At 71.3% G+C, this 25,520-nt stretch carries 23 protein-coding genes; 9 read left to right on the forward strand and 14 right to left on the reverse strand.

Annotated features, from left to right (window positions below; genetic code table 11):
* Positions 1–78 precede the first annotated feature (78 nt).
* On the forward strand, positions 79–690 hold the full coding sequence (locus R0145_RS12145; RefSeq protein ID WP_317837097.1) for a hypothetical protein: 612 nt from the start codon (positions 79–81) through the stop codon (positions 688–690).
* Here the strand turns inward: R0145_RS12145 and R0145_RS12150 are convergent.
* The 13 genes from R0145_RS12150 to R0145_RS12210 form a co-directional block, all read right to left on the reverse strand.
* Positions 677–2,398: a VanW family protein gene (locus R0145_RS12150; protein ID WP_317837098.1), complete on the reverse strand. Its 1,722-nt coding sequence runs from the start codon at positions 2,396–2,398 to the stop codon at positions 677–679. The genes R0145_RS12145 and R0145_RS12150 overlap by 14 nt on opposite strands.
* A 120-nt stretch (positions 2,399–2,518) precedes the next feature.
* Positions 2,519–3,433, reverse strand: a complete 915-nt coding sequence (gene mshB / locus R0145_RS12155) for an N-acetyl-1-D-myo-inositol-2-amino-2-deoxy-alpha-D-glucopyranoside deacetylase (protein ID WP_317837099.1) — start codon at positions 3,431–3,433, stop codon at positions 2,519–2,521.
* Between the two features lie 23 nt (positions 3,434–3,456).
* Positions 3,457–4,479, reverse strand: coding sequence for a dipeptide ABC transporter ATP-binding protein (locus R0145_RS12160; protein ID WP_317837100.1), 1,023 nt, complete (start codon positions 4,477–4,479; stop codon positions 3,457–3,459).
* Positions 4,476–5,600, reverse strand: coding sequence for an ABC transporter ATP-binding protein (locus tag R0145_RS12165; protein WP_411742119.1), 1,125 nt, complete (start codon positions 5,598–5,600; stop codon positions 4,476–4,478). The genes R0145_RS12160 and R0145_RS12165 overlap by 4 nt, the downstream gene beginning before the upstream one ends.
* 21 nt (positions 5,601–5,621) lie before the next feature.
* The gene (locus R0145_RS12170; protein ID WP_317840238.1) at positions 5,622–6,551 is read right to left on the reverse strand and encodes an ABC transporter permease; all 930 of its coding nucleotides are present in this window, start codon (positions 6,549–6,551) and stop codon (positions 5,622–5,624) included.
* A gap of 76 nt (positions 6,552–6,627) precedes the next feature.
* A complete protein-coding gene (locus R0145_RS12175; RefSeq protein ID WP_317837102.1) occupies positions 6,628–7,551 on the reverse strand; it encodes an ABC transporter permease in 924 nt (307 codons plus the stop codon).
* Positions 7,552–7,676: 125 nt separating this feature from the next.
* Positions 7,677–9,110, reverse strand: coding sequence for an ABC transporter substrate-binding protein (locus R0145_RS12180; protein ID WP_317837103.1), 1,434 nt, complete (start codon positions 9,108–9,110; stop codon positions 7,677–7,679).
* A 477-nt stretch (positions 9,111–9,587) separates the two neighbouring features.
* Positions 9,588–10,955, reverse strand: a complete 1,368-nt coding sequence (locus R0145_RS12185) for an MFS transporter (RefSeq protein ID WP_317837104.1) — start codon at positions 10,953–10,955, stop codon at positions 9,588–9,590.
* A gap of 34 nt (positions 10,956–10,989) precedes the next feature.
* Complete coding sequence (locus tag R0145_RS12190) at positions 10,990–11,610, reverse strand: HAD family phosphatase (protein ID WP_317837105.1); 621 nt, start codon at positions 11,608–11,610, stop codon at positions 10,990–10,992.
* 237 nt (positions 11,611–11,847) lie between these two features.
* Positions 11,848–12,222, reverse strand: a complete 375-nt coding sequence (locus tag R0145_RS12195; RefSeq protein WP_317837106.1) for a phage holin family protein — start codon at positions 12,220–12,222, stop codon at positions 11,848–11,850.
* A gap of 71 nt (positions 12,223–12,293) precedes the next feature.
* Positions 12,294–13,334, reverse strand: a complete 1,041-nt coding sequence (locus R0145_RS12200; RefSeq protein ID WP_317837108.1) for a DUF2332 domain-containing protein — start codon at positions 13,332–13,334, stop codon at positions 12,294–12,296.
* 5 nt (positions 13,335–13,339) lie between these two features.
* Entirely contained in the window at positions 13,340–14,350 is a 1,011-nt protein-coding gene (locus tag R0145_RS12205; protein WP_317837109.1) for a magnesium transporter CorA family protein, read from the reverse strand.
* Between the two features lie 25 nt (positions 14,351–14,375).
* Positions 14,376–16,103, reverse strand: a complete 1,728-nt coding sequence (locus R0145_RS12210; protein WP_317837111.1) for an O-antigen ligase family protein — start codon at positions 16,101–16,103, stop codon at positions 14,376–14,378.
* Between the two features lie 181 nt (positions 16,104–16,284).
* On the opposite strand from R0145_RS12210, the gene R0145_RS12215 reads away from it, so the two are divergent.
* From R0145_RS12215 to R0145_RS12250, 8 genes are all read left to right on the forward strand, one after another.
* The gene (locus R0145_RS12215) at positions 16,285–17,577 is read left to right on the forward strand and encodes an MFS transporter (protein ID WP_317837112.1); all 1,293 of its coding nucleotides are present in this window, start codon (positions 16,285–16,287) and stop codon (positions 17,575–17,577) included.
* Between the two features lie 47 nt (positions 17,578–17,624).
* Positions 17,625–18,557: an RNase H family protein gene (locus R0145_RS12220; RefSeq protein WP_317837113.1), complete on the forward strand. Its 933-nt coding sequence runs from the start codon at positions 17,625–17,627 to the stop codon at positions 18,555–18,557.
* A 34-nt stretch (positions 18,558–18,591) separates the two neighbouring features.
* Positions 18,592–19,218, forward strand: a complete 627-nt coding sequence (locus R0145_RS12225; RefSeq protein ID WP_317837114.1) for a CDP-alcohol phosphatidyltransferase family protein — start codon at positions 18,592–18,594, stop codon at positions 19,216–19,218.
* Positions 19,215–20,060, forward strand: a complete 846-nt coding sequence (locus R0145_RS12230; RefSeq protein WP_317837115.1) for a DUF2520 domain-containing protein — start codon at positions 19,215–19,217, stop codon at positions 20,058–20,060. The genes R0145_RS12225 and R0145_RS12230 overlap by 4 nt, the downstream gene beginning before the upstream one ends.
* A gap of 52 nt (positions 20,061–20,112) precedes the next feature.
* Positions 20,113–20,514, forward strand: coding sequence for an aspartate 1-decarboxylase (panD, locus tag R0145_RS12235; RefSeq protein ID WP_317840239.1), 402 nt, complete (start codon positions 20,113–20,115; stop codon positions 20,512–20,514).
* 3 nt (positions 20,515–20,517) lie between these two features.
* The gene (gene panB / locus R0145_RS12240; RefSeq protein ID WP_317837116.1) at positions 20,518–21,384 is read left to right on the forward strand and encodes a 3-methyl-2-oxobutanoate hydroxymethyltransferase; all 867 of its coding nucleotides are present in this window, start codon (positions 20,518–20,520) and stop codon (positions 21,382–21,384) included.
* Positions 21,381–22,235, forward strand: a complete 855-nt coding sequence (gene panC, locus R0145_RS12245; protein WP_317837117.1) for a pantoate--beta-alanine ligase — start codon at positions 21,381–21,383, stop codon at positions 22,233–22,235. The genes panB and panC overlap by 4 nt, the downstream gene beginning before the upstream one ends.
* 158 nt (positions 22,236–22,393) lie before the next feature.
* Positions 22,394–24,604: an NADP-dependent isocitrate dehydrogenase gene (locus R0145_RS12250; RefSeq protein ID WP_317837118.1), complete on the forward strand. Its 2,211-nt coding sequence runs from the start codon at positions 22,394–22,396 to the stop codon at positions 24,602–24,604.
* Between the two features lie 109 nt (positions 24,605–24,713).
* Here R0145_RS12250 and R0145_RS12255 read toward each other — a convergent pair whose 3' ends face one another.
* A complete protein-coding gene (locus R0145_RS12255; protein ID WP_317837119.1) occupies positions 24,714–25,472 on the reverse strand; it encodes an SDR family NAD(P)-dependent oxidoreductase in 759 nt (252 codons plus the stop codon).
* Positions 25,473–25,520 lie beyond the last annotated feature (48 nt).

A 25,520-nucleotide genomic window follows, 5' to 3' on the forward strand; every position in this document is an offset into this window, starting at 1 on the left:
TGACGGACCTGAGCAACGTCCAGAGCCGTCATGCTGACCCTAGTATCGCGCGCCGTCGACGTACGAGAGGAGCGTGTCATGAGTGACCTGCCCGTCCCGGGACAGCGGATCGCGCTGCGCTGGCATGACGGGGACGGGCCGCGGGAACTGATCGGCCACGTCCAGCGGATCGGCCCCGAGGGGCTGACGCTGCTCGACCGTGCGCTGACGCCGCGGCTGCTCGGCTGGCAGAGCCTCGACTCCTGGCGAGGGGTGCCGCAGGTCCCCCGGGGTCGTGACCCGCGGGCGGCCGACCGGGCGTTGCTCGACCGGATGGCGGCCGACCACCGGCTGCGCGGCAGCGCGGAACCCGACCCGGGGGTGGCGCGGCCGGGCGAGGTGTGCCAGGTCGCCCGGCTGGCCGACCTGTTGGGCCCGGCGATCCCGGCGCAGGGGCCGGAGGCGTACGACACCGGTGGCGGCACCGCCACCTGCACCCTCGGCCCGGCGGAGGGCCGGGCGATCGCGGTCGGCGAGTGGGCGACCATCCGGCTCGCCAAGGGCGAGCCGCCCCACGACGGCGACCGGACCGAGCAGGTCGTCGCGGCGCTGGCCCGCTGGGCGGCCTACCGGGACGCGCGTAACGTCCAGGTGCGCGGCACCGACCGGGTCCTGCCCGGCTTCACCGCCCTCGGCCTCAGGAGCACTTGATCTCGTCGCCGGCGGAGTACTTCCAGGTGTAGTTCTGCCGCTTCACCTCCACGCCGTTCTTGATGAAGGCGCGGTAGAAGGTCGCGGTGAAGCCCTGGAACGCCGGCTGCGGCGTGCAGTCCGGACCGCTCATCGTCTTGCTGCCCGGAGTAACGAAGGCGGACTTCACCGGATCCGGCGTGACCACCTTGTCGTACGGCGAGGCGCCCCACAGCTTGACGGTCAGTGAGCCCTGCGTCCCCGGTGTGGACGCCACCCGGTGGGCCTCGATCACCACGACGTGATCGGTGTCGTTGCGGAACCGCAGGTCGAGCGAGCCGTAGTAGACCGTCGCCTCCCGACCCGGCGGGTAGCGGTCGAACCAGAGGGAGTGCGGATGGTGCTCGACGTCCTGCAGGCCCGCCGCGAAGGCGGCGTTGAAGATGGTCGTGGCGCTCTGCGAGACGCCGCCGCCGACCTCCTTGACCTCGCGGTCACCCTGGATCACCCAGCCGTCCGCGAACCCCGAGGCGGCGTCCCGCCGGCCGACGACGTCGTTGAGGGAGAAGGTCTCGCCGGGCAGCACCACGTACCCGTTGATCTTGCTGGCCACCAGACCGAGGTTGGTGTTGCGGTAGTCGGCGTGCGGGAAGTACGTCGTGAACTGCCCGATGACGCCCGCCACATCGGCCTTCTGGGCATCGGCGGTGGTGAACGAGGCCGGCACGGCGGTGACGGCGACCGACACCCGGCGCTGGTCCCCCTGCGTGGTCAGCACCGGCTGGAGCGCCTTGACGAGATCATCGCGGGCGATGCCCCGGCCGTCCTTGGAGGGGACGATGGTGGGCTTGCCCGAACCGAGCTGCCAGGTCGCGTCCTGGCCCTCCTGGACGCCCTTGAGCTGCTTCATCGCCGGCTTGGTGGCCGTCTCGAGACGCTTGGCGTCGATCCGAGGCGCCAGGTTGCCGTCCTGCACCTCGAACGACGTCGACGAGGCGATCATCGCCGGGGTCACCTGGAAGCTACCGGCGTCCCCGGCGTTGACCGTCACCGGCCCCGACACCGCCGGATCCGCCCAGTCGCGGCGGACCTGCTCCGCCTTCTCGGTGGTGATCTCGGGATCGATCGACTCGGTGTCGAGGGGCGCCGCGTCGGTGCCGGGGAAGGCCCCGGTCAAGGCGTGCTCGACGGCGGCCGGGGCGATCGTCCGGCCGGGCACGCCCGGCTCGATCTGGGCCTGGGCCTTGTCGTCGTACGCCAGCGTCGCGTTGCGCGGATCGAGCTGGCCCCCGTCGGCGACCTGCGCGGTCGTCCGGTCCATCGCCGCCCGGTCGACGACGAGCACCGGCGCGGTCGGCCCGCCACCGATCAGCACCTTCCAGATGTGGCCGGGGGCCCAGCTCCGGCCGGTCCCGGTCGCGGTCACGGTGGCCGCGTAGTCGACCGACAGTCCGGCCTCGGCCGGGGCGACCGCGACCGTGAAGTCACCCGCGGTCAGTGTCACCGGCACGGTCGCCCGGGGCCCCAGCTTCTCCTCGAGCGTACGGACGGCCTGGTCGTGGCCCTGCCCGCCGATCGACACCCCCGCGACCGTCGCGGACCGCGGGACGGAGTCGCCCGCGGCGGCGTAGGCCGCCACGTACGTCGCGCCCAGCAGGACGACGACACCTCCGGCGGCGAGGGCGGCGATCCGCACTCGACGTGCTCTCGCGGTCGGGTCGGTGGACATGCGCGGGGATCCTCTCGGACGACTCTGGACTGGCACATCGTAGGCGAGCCTGTGTACCGCCCCAGCGGCCTGGGCGGGGGCACGGTCCACTTGTGACCCAGTCGCAACGAAACCCGGCGGCTACCCGAGGCCGGCGAAGACGTCCGCGGCCGGGCCTCCCGCCGGCAGCGGTTCGCCGCCGGCGAACCGGTAGTGCTCCCGGCCCCAGAACTCCCGGGCGAGGTCGTCGGGCAGGCTCAGGAAGCCCTCGTCGGCGCGCAGCTGGCTGCGGTAGGAGCGCAGGGCCGCGAGCTTGTCGGCCGCGTGATCCCGGGCGTCCACCTCGACGGCGATCTCGTCGTCCCCGCTGAGCATCGGCGACGAGGGGTCGGTGGGGATGCCGTCGAGCACCCCGGCCAGGCCCCGCTCGTCGAGGGTGGCGATGCCGTGGGCGATCTGCGAGGCGCTCATCGCGGTCCACAGCACCCGGCTGATCTGCCAGGGTTCCCCCAGCTCCGGCCGGTAGCTGGGCACGGCGGCCAGCGCCGCGGCGTACGTCGCCACCCGGTGCGCCTTGACGTGGTCCGGGTGGCCGTAACCACCGAATTGGTCGTAGGTGATCAGCACCTGCGGGCGGCGGTCGCGGACCAGCGGGACCAGCTCGTCGGCGGCCACCAGCAGGTCGGCGGCGTGGAGGGACCGCTCGTCGGTGGTGTCCGCCACCGTCGCGGTGCCGTCGGGCGCCCAGGCCATCCCTGAGTCCCGGAACCGGTGGTCGCCCCCCAGCCGGACGAAGTCGGTGACCCCGAGCGCGGCCATCGCCTCGCGCAGTTCGCCGAGCCGCTGCCGGCCCAGCGCGTCGGGCCCCTCGTCGGCGAGGTGGGCGAGGTCCTCGGTGACGATCTCCCCCGCCTCACCGAGGGTGCACGTCACCAGGGTGACCGCCGCCCCCTCGGCGGCGTACTTCGCCATCGTCGCGCCCGTCATCAGCGCCTCGTCGTCGGGATGGGCGTGGACGAGCATCAGCCTGCGGTCGGGGCGCGTCGTGTCGGTCACCGGGCCAGCCTAGGTCCCCCGGATCAGGCCTCGACGAGCCGGCGGGCGAAGTGGCAGGCGCTGAGGTGCTGCCCGGTCCCGTCGTCGTGCGGGTCCAGCGCCGGCTCCTCGGTGCTGCAGCGGGGCAGGAACTCCGGGTGGGCCTTGACCAGCGGGCAACGGGTGTGGAACCGGCAGCCGGCCGGCGGGTCGGCCGGTGACGGGACGTCGCCGGTGAGCAGGATCGGCTGCTTGGTCTCCCGGGCCGCCGGGTCGGGCACCGGGACGGCCGACAGCAGCGCCTGGGTGTACGGATGGGTCGGCCGTTCGTAGATCTGGTGCTCGTCACCCAGCTCGACGATCTCGCCGAGGTACATCACCGCGACCCGGTCCGAGATGTGGCGCACCACCGACAGGTCGTGGGCGATGAACACGTACGCCAGGCCGAGCTCGCGCTGCAGGTCCTGGAGGAGGTTGACCACCTGGGCCTGGACCGACACGTCGAGGGCGGAGACCGGCTCGTCGCAGACGATCACCTTGGGGTTGACCGCGAGCCCGCGGGCGATGCCGATCCGCTGGCGCTGCCCGCCGGAGAACTGGTGCGGGTAGCGGTTGATGTGCTCCGGGTTGAGGCCGACCAGGTCGAGCAGTTCCTGGACCCGCCTGCGCCGGTCGCCGCGGGGCAGCACGTCGGGATGGATCTCCAGCGGCTCACCGACGATGTCACCGACGGTCATCCGCGGGTTCAGCGAGGTGTAGGGGTCCTGGAAGATGATCTGAATGTCGCGCCGGGCCCGGCGCAGCGCGTCGGCGGACAGCGCGAACATGTCGCGGCCCTCGAACCACACCTTCCCGGCGGTCGGCTGCTCCAGCTGCACCAGGAGACGTCCGAGGGTCGACTTGCCGCAGCCGGACTCGCCCACCACGCCGAGCGTCTCGCCGGGAAACAGTTCGAAGGAGACCCCGTCGACGGCCTTGACGTCGCCGACCCGATGGCGGGTGATGCCCTTGCGGATCGGGTAGTACTTCTTCAGGCCCTCGGCCCTCAGGATCGGTGCGGCGCTCATCGGGTGCTCTCCTCGCTGCGCTGGTCGGCCTCGAGCAGTCCCTGGCCGAGGACCTGGTCGTAGTGGTGGCAGGCCACCCGGCGTCCCCGGCCGACGTCGAGCAGCGCCGGCGGCTCACCGACCCGGCAGACGTCGGTGCCGAACCGGCATCGCGGGTGGAACGGGCAGCCGGCCGGGATCCGGGTGAGGTTCGGCGGCAGCCCACCGATGGCGTTCAGCCGTTCACCCTGCTGGTCGAGGCGCGGGATGGACTCCAGCAGCCCCAGCGTGTACGGGTGGGCGGGGTCGCGGTAGAGGTCGAACACGTCGGCCTTCTCGACCAGCCGTCCGGCGTACATCACCGCGATCCGGTCGGCGACGTCCGCCACCACGCCGAGGTCGTGGGTGATCAGGATCAACCCCATGTGCGACTCGACCTGCAGTTCCTTGAGCAGCTCCATGATCTGGGCCTGCACGGTGACGTCCAGGGCGGTGGTGGGCTCGTCGGCGATCAGCACGTGCGGGTCCAGCGCGATCGCCATCGCGATCATGATCCGCTGCCGCATGCCGCCGGAGAACTGGTGCGGATAGTTGTGCACCCGCTCCCGGGCGGCAGGGATCCGGACCCGCTCCATCAGCCGGACGGCCTGCTCCTCGGCGTCCCGCCGGTTCATCCCGCGGTGGACGCGGAACATCTCGGCGATCTGCCAGCCGACGGTGAAGACCGGGTTCAGCGAGCTGAGGGCGTCCTGGAAGATCATCGAGATCTCGGCGCCGCGGACCGTCTGCATCACGTTCTCGTCGAGGGTGAGCAGATCCGTGCCGCAGTACTTCACGGCGCCACCGGTGACGAAGGCCGGTGGGGTGTCCAGGATGCCCATCACCGCCTGGGCGGTGACCGACTTGCCCGACCCGGACTCACCGAGGACGGCCAGGGTTTCGTCCTGGTGCAGCTCGAAGCTCACCCCGTTGATCGCCCGGGCGACGCCGTCCCGGGTGCGGAACTCGACGTGCAGGTCCTCGACCTGCAGCAGCGTACGGTCCACCGGCGTCCAGCTCCGGGCGAAGCGCTGCCGACGCCGGGCGGCCCGCGTCCCGGGTGTCACGGGCACCGCGGGCGTGGCCGGGGCCGGGGGGTTCATGGTGGTCATGGTTCGCTCCTCTCAGCGCAGCTTCGGGTCGAGAGCGTCACGGACGACCTCGCCGAGCAGGATGAACGCCAGCACGGTGACGGACAGGAACAGGGACGGGAAGAGCAGCATGTGCGGGGTCGACCGGACCAGGCCGATCCCCGAGGCGTCGGAGATCGCGACACCCCAGGAGATGGCCGGCGGCGCCAGGCCGATGCCGAGGAAGGACAGGGTCGCCTCCAGCGCGATGTACATGCCGAGGTTGATCGTCGCGACGGCGATCACCGGGGCGACGGCGTTGGGCAGGATGTGCGAGAAGACGATCCGGCCCGGCTTCGCTCCGAGGGCCCGGGCGGCCTGGACGAAGTCGTGCGGCTTGACCTGCAGCACCGAGGAGCGCATCAGTCGGGCGATGCTGGGCCAGCCGAGGATGCCCAGGGCCAGGACGACCTTGCCGACCATCACCAGGTAGAGGGTGTCCAGGGTGTTGGGGAACGTGTACAGGGCGAGAATGCCGCCGAGCAGCAGCGGGATGGCGAAGAAGACGTCGCCCAGCCGGGACAGCACGACGTCCCACCAGCCGCCGAAGTAGCCGGCGAAGATGCCGATCACGCTGCCGAGCAGGGTGGTCACCACGGTGGCGCCCAACCCGACCAGGATCGAGGACCGGGCGCCATAGATCGTCCGCGAGTAGACGTCGTAGCCCTGCGCGTCGAACCCGAACCACGCCTGCGCCGACGGCGCCAGCCGGGCCTTGGACAGATCCGCGTACTGCGGATCCGGCTGGGGGCTGAAGAAGGTGAACAGCTGCGGCACGATCGCCATCAGCACGACCACCAGGATCAGCCCCGCCGAGATCCAGAACAGCGGCCGGCTGCGCATCTCGCGCCAGGCGTCGGACCACAGCGACCGGGCCGGGCCGAGGTCGGCGTCGCCGGAGCCGGGGATGGCCGGATCCGCCAGCACAGCAACGGGATCCTGAGGAGCGAAGGCGGACCGGCGGTCCTCCTCCAGCTCGACCATGGCCTGGTCCTCACGGTCATTCATGGCTGATCCTCGGGTCGAGCACGCCGTAGAGCAGGTCGACGAGCAGGTTCATGAGCAGGTAGATGAACACCAGCATGACCACCGCGCCGACCACCGACACGCCGTCACGCTGGGAGATGGAGCGGAAGATGAAGCTGCCGACCCCGTTGATGTTGAAGATCCGCTCGGTCACGATCGCGCCGCCCATCAGCGCGCCGAAGTCGTAGCCGATGTAGGTGACGACCGGGATCAGCGAGTTCCGCAGGGTGTGCAGACCGATCGACCGGCCACGCCCCAGGCCCTTGGCCTTCGCCGTCCGGACGTAGTCGGCCCGCAGGTTCTCCACCAGATTGGTCCGGGTCAGCCGGGCGACGTACGCCACCGAGACCGAGCCGAGCACCAGGCCCGGCAACAGCAGCTGCCACCAGGTGCCGGAGGTCGAGGTCACCGGGAAGATCCCCAGCTTCATCCCGAAGACCAGCTGGGCGAGGGCACCGATGACGAACACCGGCACCGAGATGATCAGCAGACTGCCGATCGTCACCAGGGTGTCCGGCCACCGTCCGCGTCTCATCCCGGCCCAGACGCCGGCGCCGATGCCGACCACGATCTCGAACGCGATCGCGATGACGGCCAGCCGCAACGTGGTCGGGAACCGGACGGCGAGCTCGTGCAGGACCGGGTTGCCGTAGAAGTTGGTGCCCAGGTCACCGCGGACCAGCTTGCCGAGATAGTAGCCGTACTGCACCACGACCGGCTGGTCCAAGTGGTACTCCTGGGTGAACTTCGCCACGTACGACGGTGGGCAGGCGCGCTCGCCGCAGCGACCGGAGACGGGGTCTCCCGGGAGGGCGAAGACCATCAGGAAGATCAGGAACGTCGATCCGATCAGGACCGGAATCATCTGCAACAACCTGCGGATGACATAGGTTCCCATGCGTGCTCCTCTCGAACCGGCGGGATCCCCTGGGCGCCGCCGCAGATGCGAAGCGTACGCCACCGGCCCGCCGGGATCCCGGCGGGCCGGTGGGTGGCGATCAGGGGATCACCGTGGACCCGGCGTCACTTCGTCTGGATACCGGCGTAATCGATCTCGCCGAACGGGTCGACCTTGACATTGGTGACGTTGGTGGACCAGATCACCGGGCGGGTGGTGGACCACAGCGGCAGGGTCGGCAGGTCCTTGCCCAGCACCTGCTCGGCGGCCTGCCACTTCACGTTCGCGTCGGCCGTGGTCTTGGCCTGGTTGCCTTCCTTGAGCAGCTGGTCGAACTCCGCACTGGAGTAGTTGAAGTAGTTCGACGAGGCGCCGGTGGCGTAGACCGGGGTGAGGAAGTCCTCGATCGACGGGTAGTCCATCTGCCAGCCGTAACGGAACATGCCCTTGAGCTCACGGTTCTTCATCTGGTCGAGCAGGGTCTTGAAGTCCGGGGTGACGATCACCTGGCAGTCGAGACCGAGGGTGTTCTTGATCGAGTTGCAGGTGGCGTCGGCCCACGGCTTGTGGCTGCCGTCACCGTTCACCGCCAGGGTCAGCGTTCCCTGGTAGCCGCCGGCCTGCTGGTAGAGCGCCTTGGCCTGGTCGGGGTTGTAGGTGCAGGTGTCGCCACAGGCGCCGGCCTTGTAGCCGTCCACCGAGGGGGCCACCCAGGAGTCAGAGGGCGTACGGGTCGCCATGAACACCTGCTTGGTGATCTCCGGGCGGTTGATCGCCATCGAGATCGCCTTGCGCAGCGTCGGGTTCTTCAGCTGCTCGTCGACCGGCGAGAAGGCCGCCAGCTGGATGACCCCCTCCTTCGCGACGAGGTTACGGTCGGCGGCGTCGGTCTTCCACTGATCGTTGACCAGCATGCCGGTCGGCACTTCATCGCTGGCGTCCAGGTTGTTGGCGATCACATCCGCGTAGGCCGCGTCGGTCGACTGGTAGATCCGGTAGGTGATCTTGTCGGTGTGGGCGGGCCACTGACCCTTGTAGTTCGGGTCCTTCTCCACCACGATGTTCGAGGCGTCCTGCGAGACGAACTTGTACGGGCCAGCGCCGATCGGCTTGGCCTCGTATGCCTTCGGATCGGAGAAGAACGAGTCCGGCAGCGGCTGGAAGACGGTGTACCCCAGCCGGATCGGCAGGTTCGACACCGGTGAGCTGGTCTTGATGGTGAAGGTGTAGTCGTCCACCACCGCCAGGCCGGTCATCTTGTCGGTCTTCGGCTTCGTCGTGCACTTGGTGTCGGGGCACTGCAGATCCGCGTAGCCCTCGATCGGCTCGAAGAAGTAGCCACCCTGCATGCCGTTCGGGGCGTAGGCGGCGTAGTTCCAGGCATTGACGAAGTTCGCCGCCTTCACCGGGGTGCCGTCGTGGAACGTCCGGTCCTGCTTCAGCTTGATGGTGAAGCTCTGGTTGTCGGAGGTCTCGATCGACTGGGCGAGATCCAGCTCAGGGGCCGCCGTGTCCACGTTGTAGTGCACCAGCTGCGACGACAGGGTCTTCAACACCATGTGGCCACAGGATTCGGTGGTGTTGGCCCCGATCAGAGCCTCCTGCGGGGTACACCCGCGAACGGTGATGGAGCCTCCCGTCCCCCCGCCGGCGGAGCTGTTGGCACCTCCGCCGCCGCAGGCGGCCGCGAACATCGACACCACGGCCACTGTCGCGAGTGTGGCCACACGGACATTTCGACGCATGAACTTCCTCCTAGGTTCGGCACCCCCTTCGGCGCCGATTCCGCACTCCCGGCCCTCCGCCGGAGCTGCTGCGCTGCATCGTGTCCGCCGGATCGTCCCGTGACGACCCGGCAAACGCACGAGAGTTGTACGTCGACTGTAGTACATTCGTACGTCACCCGTAGTACACCCGCGTGCCCCTTCGATCCTGCTGGAGATTACCGTCGGTGAACCCATGGGTCGATGTTTTTGTCCCCCCGGACCACGTTTTGTTACCCGATTGCCATGGATACCTTCGACAAGCGGCACTGCTCAGACCAGCACCCTGCCACGCTGCTCGGGCAGCGTCACCGCCGCGACGGCCCCGATCAGGAAGGCCACCCCGAACACCACGAAGGTCAGCACGAAGCCATACGACGCTCCGCCCCAGCGGAGGAACACCGGCACCGACAACGGGGCCAGGATCGAGGCGATCCGGCCGAAGGCTGCCGCTGCCCCGGTGCCGGTGCCCCGCAACCGGGTGGGATAGAGCTCCGGGCCGATGGCGTAGAGCGCGCCCCAGGCGCCCAGGTTGAAGAACGACAGCACGGCCCCGGCGCCGAGCACCGCCCCGACCGCCGGCCGGTCACCGAAAGACGCCAGTCCGAAGGCCACCGCACCGGCGGCGGACCCGAGCAGGAACACCGCGAGGGTGAGGCGCCGGCCCCACCGCTCGATCAGCCAGGCCGCGGCGAGGTAGCCGGGCAGCTGGGCCAGGGTGATCAGCAGCACGTACTCGAAGGAACGGGTGAGGGTGAAGCCGCGGCCGAGCAGTAGGGTGGGCAGCCAGGTGAAGGCGCCGTAGTAGGACAGGTTGATGGTGAACCACACCACCCACAGCGCGGCCGTCCGCCCGGCCAACGGCCGGGCCCAGATCGAGGCGGCCCGGATGTCGTCGATGTCGGTCACCGGCTCCCGGGGCGCCCGGACCCGGCGCAGCATCGGCGGTGAGGTCTCGAACCGCCGGACCGCCTGCTCCGCCTCTGCCGTACGGCCGCGCTGTTCGAGGAACCGGACGGACTCCGGCAGCCCCAACCGGACCACCACTGCGTAGAGGGTCGGGAGGATGCCGACAGTGAGCGCCCAGCGCCAGCCGCTGGCGAAGGCCGGGATGATGAAGTAGCCGATCAGCGCGGCAAGGATCCACCCCACCGCCCAGAAGGCCTCGAGGAACACCACCATCCGGCCCCGGATCCGGCGGGGGGCGTACTCGCTGACCAGGGTCGAGGCGACCGGGAGCTCCGCGCCGAGCCCGAGTCCGACGATGAACCGGAAGACCACCAGGGCGGTCACCGACCAGGACAGGGCGGCGGCACCGGTCGCCACGCCGTAGATCAGCAGGGTCAGCGCGAACACCTGCCGGCGCCCGGCCCGGTCGGCGAGCAGGCCGCCGAGCGCGGCCCCGATCGTCATGCCGACGAAGCCGATCGACCCGATCACCGACAGGGTGGTGGCGCCGAGGTGCCATTCGACGGCCAGGGCCGCCATCACGAACGAGATCAGGCCGACGTCCATGGCATCGAGGGCCCAGCCGATCCCCGAGCCGATCAGCAGCCGGTGGTGCTGCCGGGTGTAGGGCAGCCGGTCGAGGCGCTCCGCACGGGTCGGGGCGACGGCCCCACCGTTGTCCGCTCCTGTCATGGTGCCGAGTGTCCCACGATCGGGGCCCGGACGGTCAGGCGGCGAGGAGCGGCTCCAGGTCGGCGCGCAGCTGGCTCGGGTTGCGGAACCGGATGGCCTGCATCCCGGTGCTGCGGGCGCCTTCGCAGTTGACCGGCCGGTCGTCGACCATGATCACCGTCTCCGGGGCGACGCCGAGGTCCCGGCACACCGTGTGGTAGGCGGTGGGATCGGGCTTCGCCAGGTGGATCCGGCAGCTGTAGCAGCGGCCCTTCATCGCCGACAGCTCGGGCAACTCGTCGATCGCTGCGGCGATGGACACCGGGGCGTTGGAGAACAGCGCCGTGGGGATCCCCCGATCCACCAGACCGGCGTGGATCGCCACGACCTCCTCCGACAGGTGCAGCCAGCTGTCGACGTCGCGCTGGACCAGCTCCTCGACGGTCTCCTCGGCCAGGCCACGGCCAGCGATCGCGTGCCAGTACTCCCCGGCGGTCAGGCCGCCCTTGTCGTACGCCTGTCGCTTCGCCCAGTAGCGATGGTTGAACGCCTCGAGTTCGACACCGGCGACCGCGGCCATCCGGACCCGATCGCGAGGTGTTTGGGGTAGTCCGAGGACCTCCCCGAAGTCGAACAGCACGAGCACGATGCCGCCACCTTCCTGCCGATCGGGCACCCACGCAGGGCACCCACCGGCCAGGCGGCCGGCAGCACCGACCCTAGCGGCGTCCCCGCTCCCGTGACCACTCGGTATCCGTCCTGACCCACCCGGTGAGCAGCCGCCGGTGGCGCCGGCAGACCGCGTCCGGGTCGTGGTAGAGCCCACCGCGGTGGGCACACCGGCCGGTCCGTTGGGGTCCGACCGTCCGGTGGCCCGCCACCGGACGGTGCGGCCCGGCCCCGCAGCGGCGGTTCATGCGCGCTCCCGACGCCAGGGGGACGCGCCGAGCAGGAAGCTGACGATCGAGATCACCAGGGCTCCCCAGAAGGCGGGGCCGAAGCCGTCGACATGCCAGCCCAGGCCGACCAGTCCGGCCAGCCAGGAGGTGAGCATCAGCATCAGGGCGTTGATGACGAGCAGGAACAGACCGAAGGTCAGCACCACCAGACAGCCGGTGAGGGTCCCGAGGATGGGCTTGACGATCGTGTTCACCGCGCCCAACAGCAACGCGACGAGCGCGACGGTGAGCACGATGCCGGTCGTGTCGGGGGCGGTCACCGTGATGCCCGCGACCAGGTAGGTCGCGGCCGCCACGGCGAGGGAGTTCACCAACCAACGCCAAATCATGTCCCCATCATCCCCGCCAGGCACCGATCCCGCACTCAGGGGTCCCCCCGGGCGGTCCCCCAACCGCCCGGTCAGGCCGGGCCGACGGTCCGATCCGCCGCGGCCTCGGTCAGCCAGTCGATCCAGCCGCCGTGCTGGCCCACCCGGGCCAGCGGCCGACCGTCCAGGGCCAGCACGAAGCACGGCGGCCCGGCGTACGGCGCGGCGGGCAGCCGGTCGCGGACCTCGGGCACCACCCGCTCCCCCTCACAGGAGACCCAGCGTGCCCCGAGCCCACCGACCAGCGCCCCGAACCGGGCCCGCCGGTCGCGGGACACGTACGACAGGGTGGCGGTGTGCATCACCACCACGGTGTCCGCATGCCGGCGGGCCTCGGTGACCGCGTCGGGCAGCGCCTCGAGGGCGTCGCCGGTGATCACCGGCACCGGCGGCAGGCCGGCGGCGGTGGCCAGCGCACCGGCGAGCCGGTCCTCGCGCTCCTGCTGGCCGGGCCAGATCAGCGCCCGCAGCCAGGCCGCGACCTCCGGGTCGGTCGGATCGAGGGGGGCGGTGTCGATCCCGCACCGCCAGGCGATGGCGGGTGTCGCGTACGCCGCCTCGGCCGGGGTGGCCCCGCCGATCCGGCACGGGATCACCGGCGTCCCCGATCCCACCACCAGGTCGGGCCGATCGGCGAAGCGGTAGCGGTAGGCGTACGCGTCGGGCAGCAGGCACAGACCGGCCGAGGACCCCACCTCGACCAGGGCGATCGGGCCGGCGTCATCGGCCAGACCGGCGAGCAGTGGCAGGTGCACCGCGCACCGGCCGACCTCGTTGGTCTGGGTGGAGTGGCCGAGGATCGTCCGCTCCAGCTCGTCCCAGTGCTCGGCGACCCAGTCCGCGAGGGCGGGTCCGGGGGTCAGCGGTGCGTCGAGCCGTCGCAGCGCCGCCAGGAACAGTTGCGGCTGGCGCTTCATGCCGGGCAGGGCGGCGAGCCGGTCGGCGACCGCCCCGGTCCGGGCCACCCAGTCACAGACCGCCCGCCAGGTCGGCGACGAGGGTGCCGCCTCGGCGGCGAACCACCGGTAGATCTCGGCGATGTCCCCGTCCGCGTAGAAGTGTCCGGTGCTCATCTCGGCTACACCCAGTCGTTGAGCCGGAACAGCAGGTACAGCCCGATCGAGGACACCAGGATCATCAGCGCGCTGAGCCCGACGCCCCACGGTTGGTTGAACCCCCAGTAGGGCACGTTCTGGCCGAACCAGCCGGTGATCGCCGTCGGCACGGCGATGATCGCGGCCCAGCCGGCGAGCTTCTTCATGATCTGGTTCAGCCGGGAGTCCTGCAACGACAGGTGGGTCTCGAACATCGTCGCCACCATGTCCCGCAGCGACTCGGTCCACTCGGCGGCACGCAGGACGTGGTCGTAGAGGTCGTCGTACCAGGAGTCGAGCTCGGTGTGTGGGCCGGTCCGGTGCCGCAGCACCCCGTTCACCACCTCGCGCATCGGCAGCACCACCCGGCGCAGGTCGACCAGGTCCTTGCGCAGCCCGTACACCTGGCGGATGAACCCGGCCTTCGGTTGGCCGGCGGCGAACAGTACGTCCTCGAGTCGCTCCGTCTCGTCGTCGAGGGCCTGGATGGTCTCGAAGTGCCCGTCGACGATGACGTCGAGCAGGCCGTGGACCAGCGCCCCGGCGCCGTACTGCAGCAGGTGGGAGTCCTCGCGCCAGGTCCGTTCCGGCTGCGTCATGTCGAAACCGTCGTCGAGGCGGATCGTCACCAGGGCGTGCGGCGTCATGATGCCGGAGACCCGGCTGGACACCATCCGGCCCTTCGTCGGGTCGAGGTGGTCGTGCGGCCGCAGGCGGGTGGCGTACACGGTGAAGAAGAGGTAACCCTCGCGGCGCGAGACCTTGGGGCGCTCGAACGGCGCCAGGGCGTCCTCGACGGCCGTCGGGGGCAGGCCGAGCTCGTGCACCAGCGCCCCGAGTTCTCCGGCGTCGGGCTGCAGCAGGTCGATCCAGACGATGTTGTCCGGGTCGCGGATCTCGGCGGCCACCTCATCGGGGCGGACGTCGTCGTCGACGACCACACCGCCTCGCCAGGTCCGGCTCGCGGCGATGCAGTTGATCTCGATGTCCGTCACCCCTCTCCGGTGGGACCCTCGCCGGTCAGCCCCGCCACCGGCTGCCCCGGCCGATCCGTGGCACGTCGTCCTCCGTGGTGTCGTCGGCGTCGGCGCCGCGGCGGGCCCACGGATTGGGGTCGCCGTCGGGTCGGGCCCACGGTACCCGGTCCGGTGTCGGGGGCGGCGGCTCGACGGACTCTGATCGAGGGACCGGGGCGCCCCGCCAGGCCGAGGCGTACGTCGGCACGGGCGCAGGAGTCTCGACGCGGGCGGGCTCGGCTCGGGCGGGCTCGACCGCCGGCGCCGGCTCGCCCCAGCCCTGGGAGCCGACCGGAGTGTACGGGTCCCATCCACCGACGGTGGTGTCCCCCGCACCGACGGCGCCGCGATCCGGTTCGGGGAAGGACGGGACCGCGGGCACCGGAGCGGCGACCGGCTCGGGACCGGCGACCGGCTCAGGTTGTCCGGGACGTCCGGCCACCGGGACGGAGGGCCGGGCCAGGATCCGCTGGTCCGCCACCGGGGAGGTCATCACCAGACCGATCGCGAAGGCGAGAGCCAGGGCGATCCGCAATGCGTTGGCGGGGTGATCGGTGAGGCTCATCAACCCGAAGCCGAGCAGGCCGGCGCCGAGCGCGGCGGCGATCCGGGACCCCTCGGCGGTCGAGCGCCAGACCCGCCAGCAGACCAGGACGGTGATCGCCATCACCGCCAGGAAGCCCAGCCAGCCGGCCTCGACCAGCCAGTTCAGCCAGGTGTTGTGGGCGTGCTGGAACTGCAGCGAGTCCGGGATGGCCTGGGTGAGCAGGGTCCCCGAGCGGCCGAGGCCGACGCCCAGCGGGTGGTGGACGGCCAGGGAGAGCGCGGCCGTCCAGAGCCTGGTGCGGACCCCGGCGCCGGAGACGACCGCCATGCCGACCGCGGCCACCAGTCCGACGGCAAGCAGCGCTCCGCCGATCCGCAGCCGCCGCCCGATCGGCCTGGCCAGCGTGAACAGGGCGACGATCCCCAGCACGCCGGCCGCCAGGCCGGCCCGCGACCAGGTCTGCAGCAACGCGAGGTAGCCCAGGGCAAGGAGCACATAGCCGGCCAGCCGGGCCGCACTGTTCAGCCACTCGTCAACGGCGAGCCAGGCGAGCGGCAGGAAGAGCAGCAGGAAGGCCGCCAGCAGGTTGGGGTTGGTCATCGTGCCGATCACCCGGACCAGGGCGCCGGGCTGCTCACAGCCGTCGGCCATGCCCTGTCCCGGGGACCGACAGAAACCGGTCGGGGTCTGCGCCGCCGCCTGCTGCAGGGCGATGAGCGCCGGCGTGGCGATACCGACGAGGACGAAGATCAGCGCGGCCCGGTGACCGTCGCGATGCTGCCGACGGACCATCACGACCAGGTAGTAGAGCGCCACCTCGGTCAGCAGCCACCGCCAGGCGGCCATGCTGTCGGTCCTGCCGAACGAGGCGACCAGACTGGTCAGGACCAGGACCAGCAGCGGGATGTCGAGCCAGGTCCGCCACGCCGACGGATGCGGGACGACGAGGGCCATCGCCACCAGGCCGACGATCAGCACGGCCCGGACCGGTGTGATGAGCCAGAACAGCGTCCCGTCCGGGAGGATCCCCGCCACCGACTCGAAGAAGGCGAGCGCCATGCACACCACGGCGATCGAGGTCAGGATGTTGCGCCATGGCTGGCGCTGTGTCCAGCGCCAGGGCGCCCGGGCCCCAGGGGCCCGCGTGGCGGCCCCCCCGGAGGAGCCGGGCGCCGTCGGCTCCACGGGTCGGGGCGAACGGCCGGGTCCACGGTTACTCACACGACATTCTTTCCACATCCACGTTAAGAGTGGTGGAACCGTCCGCAAACTGTCGGCGACGTCGAGCCGTACTCTGCGCCCTGGCCGGCCCGTCGGGGGTCCTACGATGGCACCGTCCCCGCGGACCGTCGGGAGGGAGTGGGCCATGCGTACCAGCCGGGAACACACCGACCGGGCCGGCGGGCCGTACGGCGACCTGAGGGCGAAGGCCTGGCAGGTGGTGATCGGCTTCGGATCGGTCAGTTTCGCCGCAGACATGGTGTACGAGGGGGCTCGATCGATCACCGGCCCGCTGCTCGGTCAGTTGGGCGCCACCGGCCTGGTCGTCGGGCTGGTGACGGGGACCGGCGAAGCGATGGCCTTGGTGCTGCGGCTGCTGTTCGGGCCGCTCGCCGATCGCACCGGACGTTACTGGTCACTGACCCTGGTCGGCTACGGGCTGACCGCCGTCTGCGTACCCCTGCTGGGCATCACCCCGCGGCTCGGCGCAGCCGGGCTGGGCGTCGCGATCACCCTGATCCTGCTGGAACGCACCGGCAAGGCCGTCCGCAGCCCCTCGAAGACCGCCCTGCTCGCCGACGCCGCCGGAGCGGTGGGGCGCGGTCGCGGCTTCGGGGTGCACAAGTTCCTCGACGAACTGGGCGCCCTCAGCGGGCCGTTGCTGGTGGCCGCGATCATCGCCGCCACCACGATGATCGCCCCCGCGATGGCCTGGCTCGCTGTGCCGGGGGTGTTCGCCCTCGTCATCCTCGTGGTGTTGCAGCTCCGGGTCCCCGACACCTCGGTGTTCGCCGACCCGGGACCGCCCTCCGCGCCGGGTGCCACCGCCGCCCGTCCCGCCCCCGACCGGGGCCGCGGCGACGCGGCGGGACACTGGTGGGGCCGGACCCTCGGCATCGGGTTGCCGCGCCGGTTCTTCCTGTTCGCCGCCTGCGCTGCACTGGCCACCGGTGGACTGGTGACCTTCGGGGTGATCTCCTTCCATCTGGTCTCCGCTGCGGTCCTGCCGCTGGCCGCGGTCCCGGTGGTGTATGCCGCCGGCCAGGGAGCGTCCGCGCTGGCCGCCCTGGCGACGGGCCACGGCTACGACCGGTGGGGCCCCCGCGTGCTGTACGTGCTGCCGATCCTGGTCACCCTCGTCCCACTGCTGGCCTTCGCCCGGTCCGCCTGGGTGGCGATCATCGGCGTCCTCGCCTGGGGTGCGGCGAACGGGCTGCAGGACTCCACCGTGAAGGCCCTGGTCGCCGATCTGGTCGGCAAGGACCGCCGGGCGACCGCGTACGGCGTGTTCGCGGCGATCCAGGGCGCCGCGGCGATCGGTGGCGGTGCCCTCGCCGGCGGCCTCTACACCTCCGCGCTGCCGTTGCTGGTGGTGATCGTCGCGGTCAGCCAGGTCGGCACCGCACTGCTGCTGCGTCGTACGCTCGGACACGGCTGAGCCCCGGCCGCGACCGGCCGTCGGTACGGTGTGTGAGAATCGGCCCCGTGACGATCACAGCAGCGGCGGACGGATCATCCCTCGGCAATCCCGGCCCGGCCGGCTGGGCCTGGTACGTCGACGACGACTGCTGGGCCAGCGGCGGGTGGCCCCGTGGCACCAACAACATGGGGGAGCTGATGGCGGTGCTGGACCTGCTGCACCAGACCGCCCACGCCGACGAACCGCTGCACGTGCTGTGCGACAGCCAGTACGCGATCAACGTGATCTCCAAGTGGACCAAGGGCTGGAAGAAGAAGGGCTGGAAGAAGGCCGACGGCAAACCGGTCCTGAACGTCGATCTGGTGAAGGCCCTCGACGAGGCGATGCAGGGACGCGACGTCACCTTCGAGTGGGTCCGTGGGCACAACGGCCACAACCTGAACGAGGCGGCCGACACCCGCGCCCGGGCCGCCGCCACCGCCTACCAGCAGGGCCGCGAGCCCGACGCCGGGCCGGGGTTCCCGGTGACCGGCGGCGTCGCTGCCGCTCCGGTGGTCACCGAACCCGACGATCTGGTCACCGAGCCCGACGAGGAGGAGTCCGACCTCCCGGAGGACTACCTGCAGCCCGACCTCTTCTCCGGCGCCGAGCCCGAGCTCGACCTGCCCGAGATCGACCAGGTCGCCGAGCTCGAGCGCTGGCTGCACAGCGCCGAGCCCGCCGAGGACCCGACGCAGTGGGCCGGCCTGCTGCATCCGGGCTGGTTCCGGGTACGGGCGGACGGCAGCCTCGACCACCGCGGCGACGTGCTCAGCGGGGTGCTCTCCCCCGACGTCTGCACCCTCGACATCGTCGAGGCGCGCCGGCTGCGTCCCGACGAGGTGCTGCTGCTCAGCCGCGCCACGCAGGCCACCACCGCCACCCTCCGGACCGCCCTGTGGGTCCGGGAGAACACCCAGTGGCAGCAGCGTTTCGAGCAGGTCACACCGGAACTCTGACCCCGGCTGACCACCCACGGACCACAATGGGCGCATGGACCCGCACCCCGTGAGGGGAGAGGTGAGCCCCCCGCCGACCACCACCTCCACCCGCCCCGACTGGCTGACCCTGCCCAACGCCGTCACCCTGCTCCGGTTGCTACTGCTGGCGCCGGTGTGCTGGCTGCTGGTGCGTACGCCCGGGGACAGCCCGTTGGTCGTCGGGCTGCTCGCCCTTTGGGCGGCCACCGACTGGGTGGACGGCTTCCTGGCCCGGGCCCTGCACCAGGTGAGCCGGACCGGGGAGATGCTCGATCCGATCACCGACCGGGTCGGCATCGGCGCAGTGCTGCTGGCCCTCGCCCTGGGCGGCCACGTCTCGTGGTGGCCGGTCGGCATCGTCGTCGTCACCGACCTGGCCACCGGCCTGCTCGCCGGGCGCGCCGCGGCGAGGGGCCGGATCAAGGTGCACCTGCTCGGCAAGTTCCGCACGGCGGTGCTCTTCGTCGGCATCGTCGCGCTGATCGCCGCCCTGGCGTTCTACCCGCCGGCCACGATCTTCGGCAGGCTGCTCCTCTGGGCCGGCGCGGCATTGCACGTCGTCGCCGGGGCGACCTACATCCGGGCGGCCGTCCTCGGCGCCCGGAGGCCGCCGGCGATCGACGACCGGGAGCGGCGGTGAGCGGTGTCACGGTCGCGGTGCTGGGCACCGGTCGTCTCGCCCATGCCCTGACCGGCGCCCTCACCGCCCGGGGGGTGGCGGCCAGCATGCTGTCGGCCAGGGACCCCGACCGGGCCCGCGCGCTCGACGCCGATCTGACCGTACTGGCCGTCAGCGACGACGCGATCGGCCCTCTCGCCGCCGCCCTGGCCGCCGAGGCGGGCGAGCCCGCCGATGCCGATGGGACGAGCGGGGTCGTGCACTGCTCCGGGGCGCTCGACCTGGCTCCGCTGGCGCCGCTGGCCACCGGCCGGTGGCTCGGGGCCTGGCACCCGATGCAGGCCTTCGCCACCGTCGACACCCCGATCGCTCCCGGCGTCACCTGGGGCATCACCGCCGAGGCCGAGCTGCGGGAGGTCCTGGTCGGACTCACCGCCACCCTGGGTGGCCGTCCGGTGCTGCTCCGGGAGGAGGACCGCCCCCGCTACCACGCCGCGGCGACGATGGCGTCCAACTACACCGTCGTCCTGATCGACCATGCGGCGCGGCTGCTGCAGGACTGCGGGCTGGACGCCGATGCCGCCCTGGAGGCCCTGCTCCCCCTGGTCCGGACCAGTCTCGACGGACTGCAGGGCGTCGGCCTGCCGGGCGGGCTCACCGGCCCCGCCGTACGCGGCGACGTGGGCACCATCCGGCGCCATCTCGCGGCGCTCGCCGACCGCCCCGATACCGCGGCGCTCTACCGCGCGGCAGGACGGGCGGCGCACGACCTGCTGGTCGCCCGCGGGATGGGCCCGGCCACCCTGGCCGCGGTCGATGCCGCCCTGCGGGACCCCGGTGATGGCACTGGAACGGGAGCGTAAACTTGTGCCGAACACCACACGGCAGAGAGGTACACACGTGCGGTTCCGGACGATGGTGAGCGGCAAGATCCACCGCGCACGGGTCACAGCGGCCGACCTCGACTATGTCGGCAGCATCACCGTCGACGAGGATCTCCTCGACGCGGCGGACATCCTCCCCTTCGAGCGGGTCCAGGTCGTCGACCTCAACAACGGCGAGCGTCTCGAGACGTACACCATTGCCGGCGCCCGTGGCTCGGGCGAGATCCAGCTCAACGGCGCGGCGGCCCGGCTGGTGCAGCCCGGCGACCTCGTCATCATCATGGCCTACACCCAGGTGACCGATCCGGTCCCGGCCGGCTGGCACCCCAGGGTCGTCCTGGTCGACTCGAACGACAACTCGATCGCCCGGATCATCACCGATGTCGACGACCCGATGGCCCTGCACGGCCCGATGCCGGCGGCGCTGAGCTGACCGATGCGGACCTCGATCGCCGACATCCGGGCGGCGTACCTGCGCGGTGAGCGCATCCCGATGATCACCGCGTACGACTACACCAGCGCCCAACTGGTGGAGCGCGCCGGCGTGCCGATGATCCTGGTGGGCGACTCCCTCGGCATGGTGGTCCAGGGCCACGAGTCGACACTGCCGGTCACCGTGGACGACATGGTCTACCACACCCGGGCTGTGGTCCGCGGTTGCGCGACCCCGCTGGTCGTCGCAGACCTGCCGTTCCTGGCGTACGCCACCGAGACCGACGCGCTGCGCCACGGCGGGCGGCTGCTCGCCGAGGGCGGCGCCGGTTCGGTCAAGCTGGAGGGCGGCCGGCCGGTCGCCCCGACGGTCCGCCGGCTGGTGCAGGCCGGGATCCCGGTGATGGGCCATCTCGGTTTCACCCCGCAGTCGGTCAACCAGATCGGGATGCGGGTCCAGGCAAAGGAGTCCGCGGCCGCCCGCGCCCTGGTCGAGGACGCCCTCGCCCTCCAGGACGCCGGCACCTGGGCCGTGGTGCTGGAGCTGATCCCCGCCCCGCTGGCCGCCGAGGTGACCGCCCGGCTCGACATCCCGACGATCGGCATCGGCGCCGGCCCCCGGTGTTCCGGGGAGGTGCAGGTCTGGCACGACCTGCTCGGCCTGTTCAGCGACTTCGTCCCCCGGCACACCCGCCGCTACCGCACCCTCGGCGAGGAGGTGGTCGGCGGCCTGCAGGCCTACGCCGACGACGTACGCTCCGGGGTGTTCCCGACCGAGCGGAACAGCGCCGGGATGGACCCGCAGGTGCTGGCCGAGGCCCTCGCCGGGCTGGACCGGGCGGAGGACCACCGGACGGAGGAACAGGGATGAGGGTCGTCACCACCCGCGAGGAGCTCCGGGCCGCCCGGGCCGGGCTGGGCGGGGCCGGTGAGGTCGGTCTGGTGCCGACGATGGGCTTCCTGCACGAGGGACACCTCAGCCTGGTCCGCCGGGCCGCCGAGGAGAACGACGCCACCGTGGTGTCGATCTTCGTCAACCCGGCCCAGTTCGGGCCCGCCGAGGACCTCGCGGCCTACCCGCGCGACCTCGACCACGATCTCGGCCTGCTGGCAGCGGCCGGTGTCGACCTGGTCTGGGCACCGCGGGTCGAGGACGTCTACCCGGCCGGTTTCGACACGTACGTCGCCCCCGGCGGCGTCGCCGACGTGCTGGAAGGGGCCCGCCGGCCCGGCCACTTCCGCGGGGTCGCGACGATCATCAGCATCCTGTTCCATCTCGTCGCCCCCCGGCGGGCCTACTTCGGTCAGAAGGATGCCCAGCAGGTCGCGGTGATCCGGCAGCTGGTCCGCGACCTGGGGCTGCCGGTCGAGATCGTCGCCTGCCCGATCGTCCGGGAGCCGGACGGCCTGGCGATGAGCAGCCGCAACACCTATCTCACCGCCACGGACCGCCCGGCCGCGCTGGTGCTCTCCCGCGCACTGCGGGCGGCCGGGCAGGCCTGGGAGAACGGGGAACGCGACGCCGAAGCGCTGCGGACGATCATCCGCGAGGTCCTCGCCGCCGAGCCGCGGGCGAAAGTCGACTATGTCAGCGTCGCCGATCCGCGCACCCTGGCCGAGCTGGGCACCGTCGACCCGGCGGTCGGCGCGCTGGCCTCGCTGGCGGTACGGGTCGGCGCGCCACGGCTGATCGACAACCTGGTGCTCGCGCCCCGCGCCTGACGATCCCGCACCTGAGCCGGGAACATCACACCCGTTCGCTGCTGCGGTACGGCACATCACGGCCGAACGCGACGGCCCCCGCCAGGCCTTTCGGATAATCTGGCCCCGCCGAAGAGCGTCCGCAACGCAGCCGTCCGACCCAGGGAGATGCCCAGCACATGGCCACGATCATCTACACCCACACCGACGAAGCGCCCTTGATGGCCACGTACTCCCTCCTCCCGGTCGTCGAGGCCTTCGCCTCAACGGCGGGGGTGCAGGTCGAGACGCGTGACATCTCGCTGTCCGGCCGGATCCTGGCAGCCTTCGCCGATCTGCTGCCCGCGGACCAGCAGGTCGCCGACGCCCTCGCGGAACTCGGTGAGCTCGCGAAGACCCCCGAGGCCAACATCATCAAGCTGCCGAACATCTCGGCGTCGGTCCCCCAGCTCAAGGCCGCCGTGCAGGAGCTGCAGGCCCTCGGCTACGCGCTGCCCGACTACGTCGACGAGCCGCAGACGGCGGCGGAGAAGGACGCTCGCGCCCGCTACGACAAGATCAAGGGCTCCGCGGTCAACCCGGTGCTGCGGGAGGGCAACTCCGACCGGCGCGCCCCGCTGGCGGTGAAGAACTACGCCCGCAAGCACCCGCACTCGATGGGTGCCTGGACGGCCACCTCGAAGACCCGGGTCGCCACGATGGGCCACGACGACTTCCGCACCAACGAGAAGTCCGTGATCATCCCGGCCGACGACACCCTGCAGATCAAGCTCGTCGGCGCCGACGGCACCGAGACCGTCCTCAAGGCCGCGCTGCCGGTGCTCGCCGGTGAGGTGATCGACGGCACCTTCCTCAGCGCGAAGAAGCTGGACGAGTTCCTCGCCGAGCAGGTCGCCGCCGCCAAGGCCGAGGGCGTGCTGTTCTCGGTGCACCTCAAGGCGACCATGATGAAGGTCTCCGACCCGATCATCTTCGGCCACGTCGTCAAGGCCTTCTTCCCGAAGACCTTCGCCGCGTACGGGGCCGTCCTGGACGAGGCCGGCCTGTCCGCCAACAACGGGCTGGGCGCCATCCTCGCCGGCCTCGATGCGCTGCCGGACGGTGCGGAGATCAAGGCCTCCTTCGACGCCGAGCTGGCCGACGGCCCGGCGCTGGCGATGGTGAACTCCGACAAGGGGATCACCAACCTGCACGTGCCCTCCGACGTCATCGTCGACGCCTCGATGCCGGCGATGATCCGGATCGGCGGCCACATGTGGGGCCCGGACGGTCAGGAGGCCGACACCCTCGCGGTCATCCCCGATTCCTCGTACGCCGGCGTCTACCAGGCCGTCATCGACGACTGCAAGGCCCACGGCGCCTACGATCCGACCACCATGGGGTCGGTGCCGAACGTCGGCCTGATGGCCCAGAAGGCCGAGGAGTACGGCTCCCACGACAAGACCTTCGAGATCCCGGCCGACGGCACCGTGCAGGTCGTCAACGCCGCCGGTGAGGTGCTGATCGAGCATGCCGTCGAGGCCGGCGACATCTGGCGGGCCTGCCAGGCCAAGGACGCCCCGATCAAGGACTGGGTCAAGCTGGCCGTCACCCGGGCCCGTGCCTCGCAGACCCCGGCGGTCTTCTGGCTCGACCCGGCGCGCGCCCACGACCGCAACATCGCCGAGAAGGTCAAGGCCTACCTGCCGGAGTTCGACCCCGAGGGCCTGACGATCGAGATCATGTCCCCGATCGAGGCCACCCAGTACTCGGTGGAGCGGATCCGCCGTGGCGAGGACACCATCTCGGTGACCGGCAATGTGCTGCGCGACTACAACACCGACCTGTTCCCGATCCTCGAGGTCGGCACCTCGGCGAAGATGCTGTCGGTGGTCCCGCTGATGGCTGGTGGAGGCCTGTTCGAGACCGGTGCCGGCGGCTCCGCCCCGAAGCACGTCCAGCAGCTGCTCGCCGAGAACTACCTGCGGTGGGACTCGCTGGGCGAGTTCATGGCGCTGGCCGAGTCGTTCCGCCACGAGGCGACCAACGGGAACCCCAAGGCCGGGGTGCTCGCCGCGACTCTCGACAAGGCCACCGAGACCCTGCTCGACCAGAACAAGGGCCCGGCCCGCAAGGTCGGCCAGATCGACAACCGGGGCAGCCACTTCTGGCTGGCGACCTACTGGGCCCGGGAGCTCGCCGCGCAGACCGAGGACGCCGAGCTGGCGGCCGCGTTCGCGCCGGTCGCGGCCGAGCTGGCGGACCACGCCGAGCAGATCGACGCCGAGCTGATCGGGGTCCAGGGCCACCCGGTCGACCTGGGCGGCTACTACCGCCCCGACGACGCGAAGACCACCGCGGTGATGCGTCCGTCGGCCGCCTTCAACGAGATCATCGCCAAGCTGGGCTGACCGGCGCGGCCGGGCCGACGCCTCCGGACCGAGGTCCGTACGCCACCGGTCCGTGCCGACCAGGACGGCGTCGGGGAGACATCCCCGGCGCCGTCCGGCGCGTCCGGCCTCAGATCACGCTCCACCCGCCGTCACACATCAGCACCGCGCCGCTGATGTTGGAGGCGTCGTCACTGAGCAGGAAGGTGATGGCCGCCGCGAGCTCGTCGGCGGTCGCCGTCGGCGGCATCATCGCGCCGAGCAGCGGGGCGATGGTCTCGGCGAACCCGGGCGTGTCCATCCGGGCCTGGATGTTGGTGGCGACCCCGCCGGGCGCGACGCTGTTGCACCGGATCCCCTTGCGGGCATAGAAGAGCGAGGTGGACTTCGTCAGCCCGATCACGGCGTGCTTGGACGCCGTGTAGGCGACCCCGGCCGCTCCGGCCCGGATCCCGGCCTCGGAGGAGACGTTGACGATCACCCCCGCACCGCGGGCCAGCATCACCGGGATCGCCGCCCGGCTCAGCCGCATCATCGCGGTCAGGTTGACGTCGAGCACCCGCTGCCAGGTGGCGTCGTCGATCTCCGCGATGGGGAGGAAGTCGTCCATGATCCCGGCGTTGTTGACCAGCCCCCACAGCTCGGGGCCGGCCTCGGCGACCACCCGGTCGACGACCTGCTGGTCGGTGATCGACCCGGCGACATAGCGGAAGCCCGGAGCGCCGAGTTCCTCGGCGACCTCCCGGAGCCGCTCCTCGGACAGGTCGGCCCCGACGACGGTCGCCCCCTCGGCGACCAGCCTGGCGGCGGTGGCCCTGCCGATGCCGGATCCGGCACCGGTCACGATGATGGTCCGGCCGGTGAACCGGTCGGGAATGACGGCGGACATGATGACCTCCCGTGCGGGTGTGGACACGGTGCCCGACAGGCGCACCCG

Source organism: Raineyella sp. W15-4 (assembly GCF_033170155.1).
Lineage (GTDB): Bacteria > Actinomycetota > Actinomycetes > Propionibacteriales > Propionibacteriaceae > Raineyella.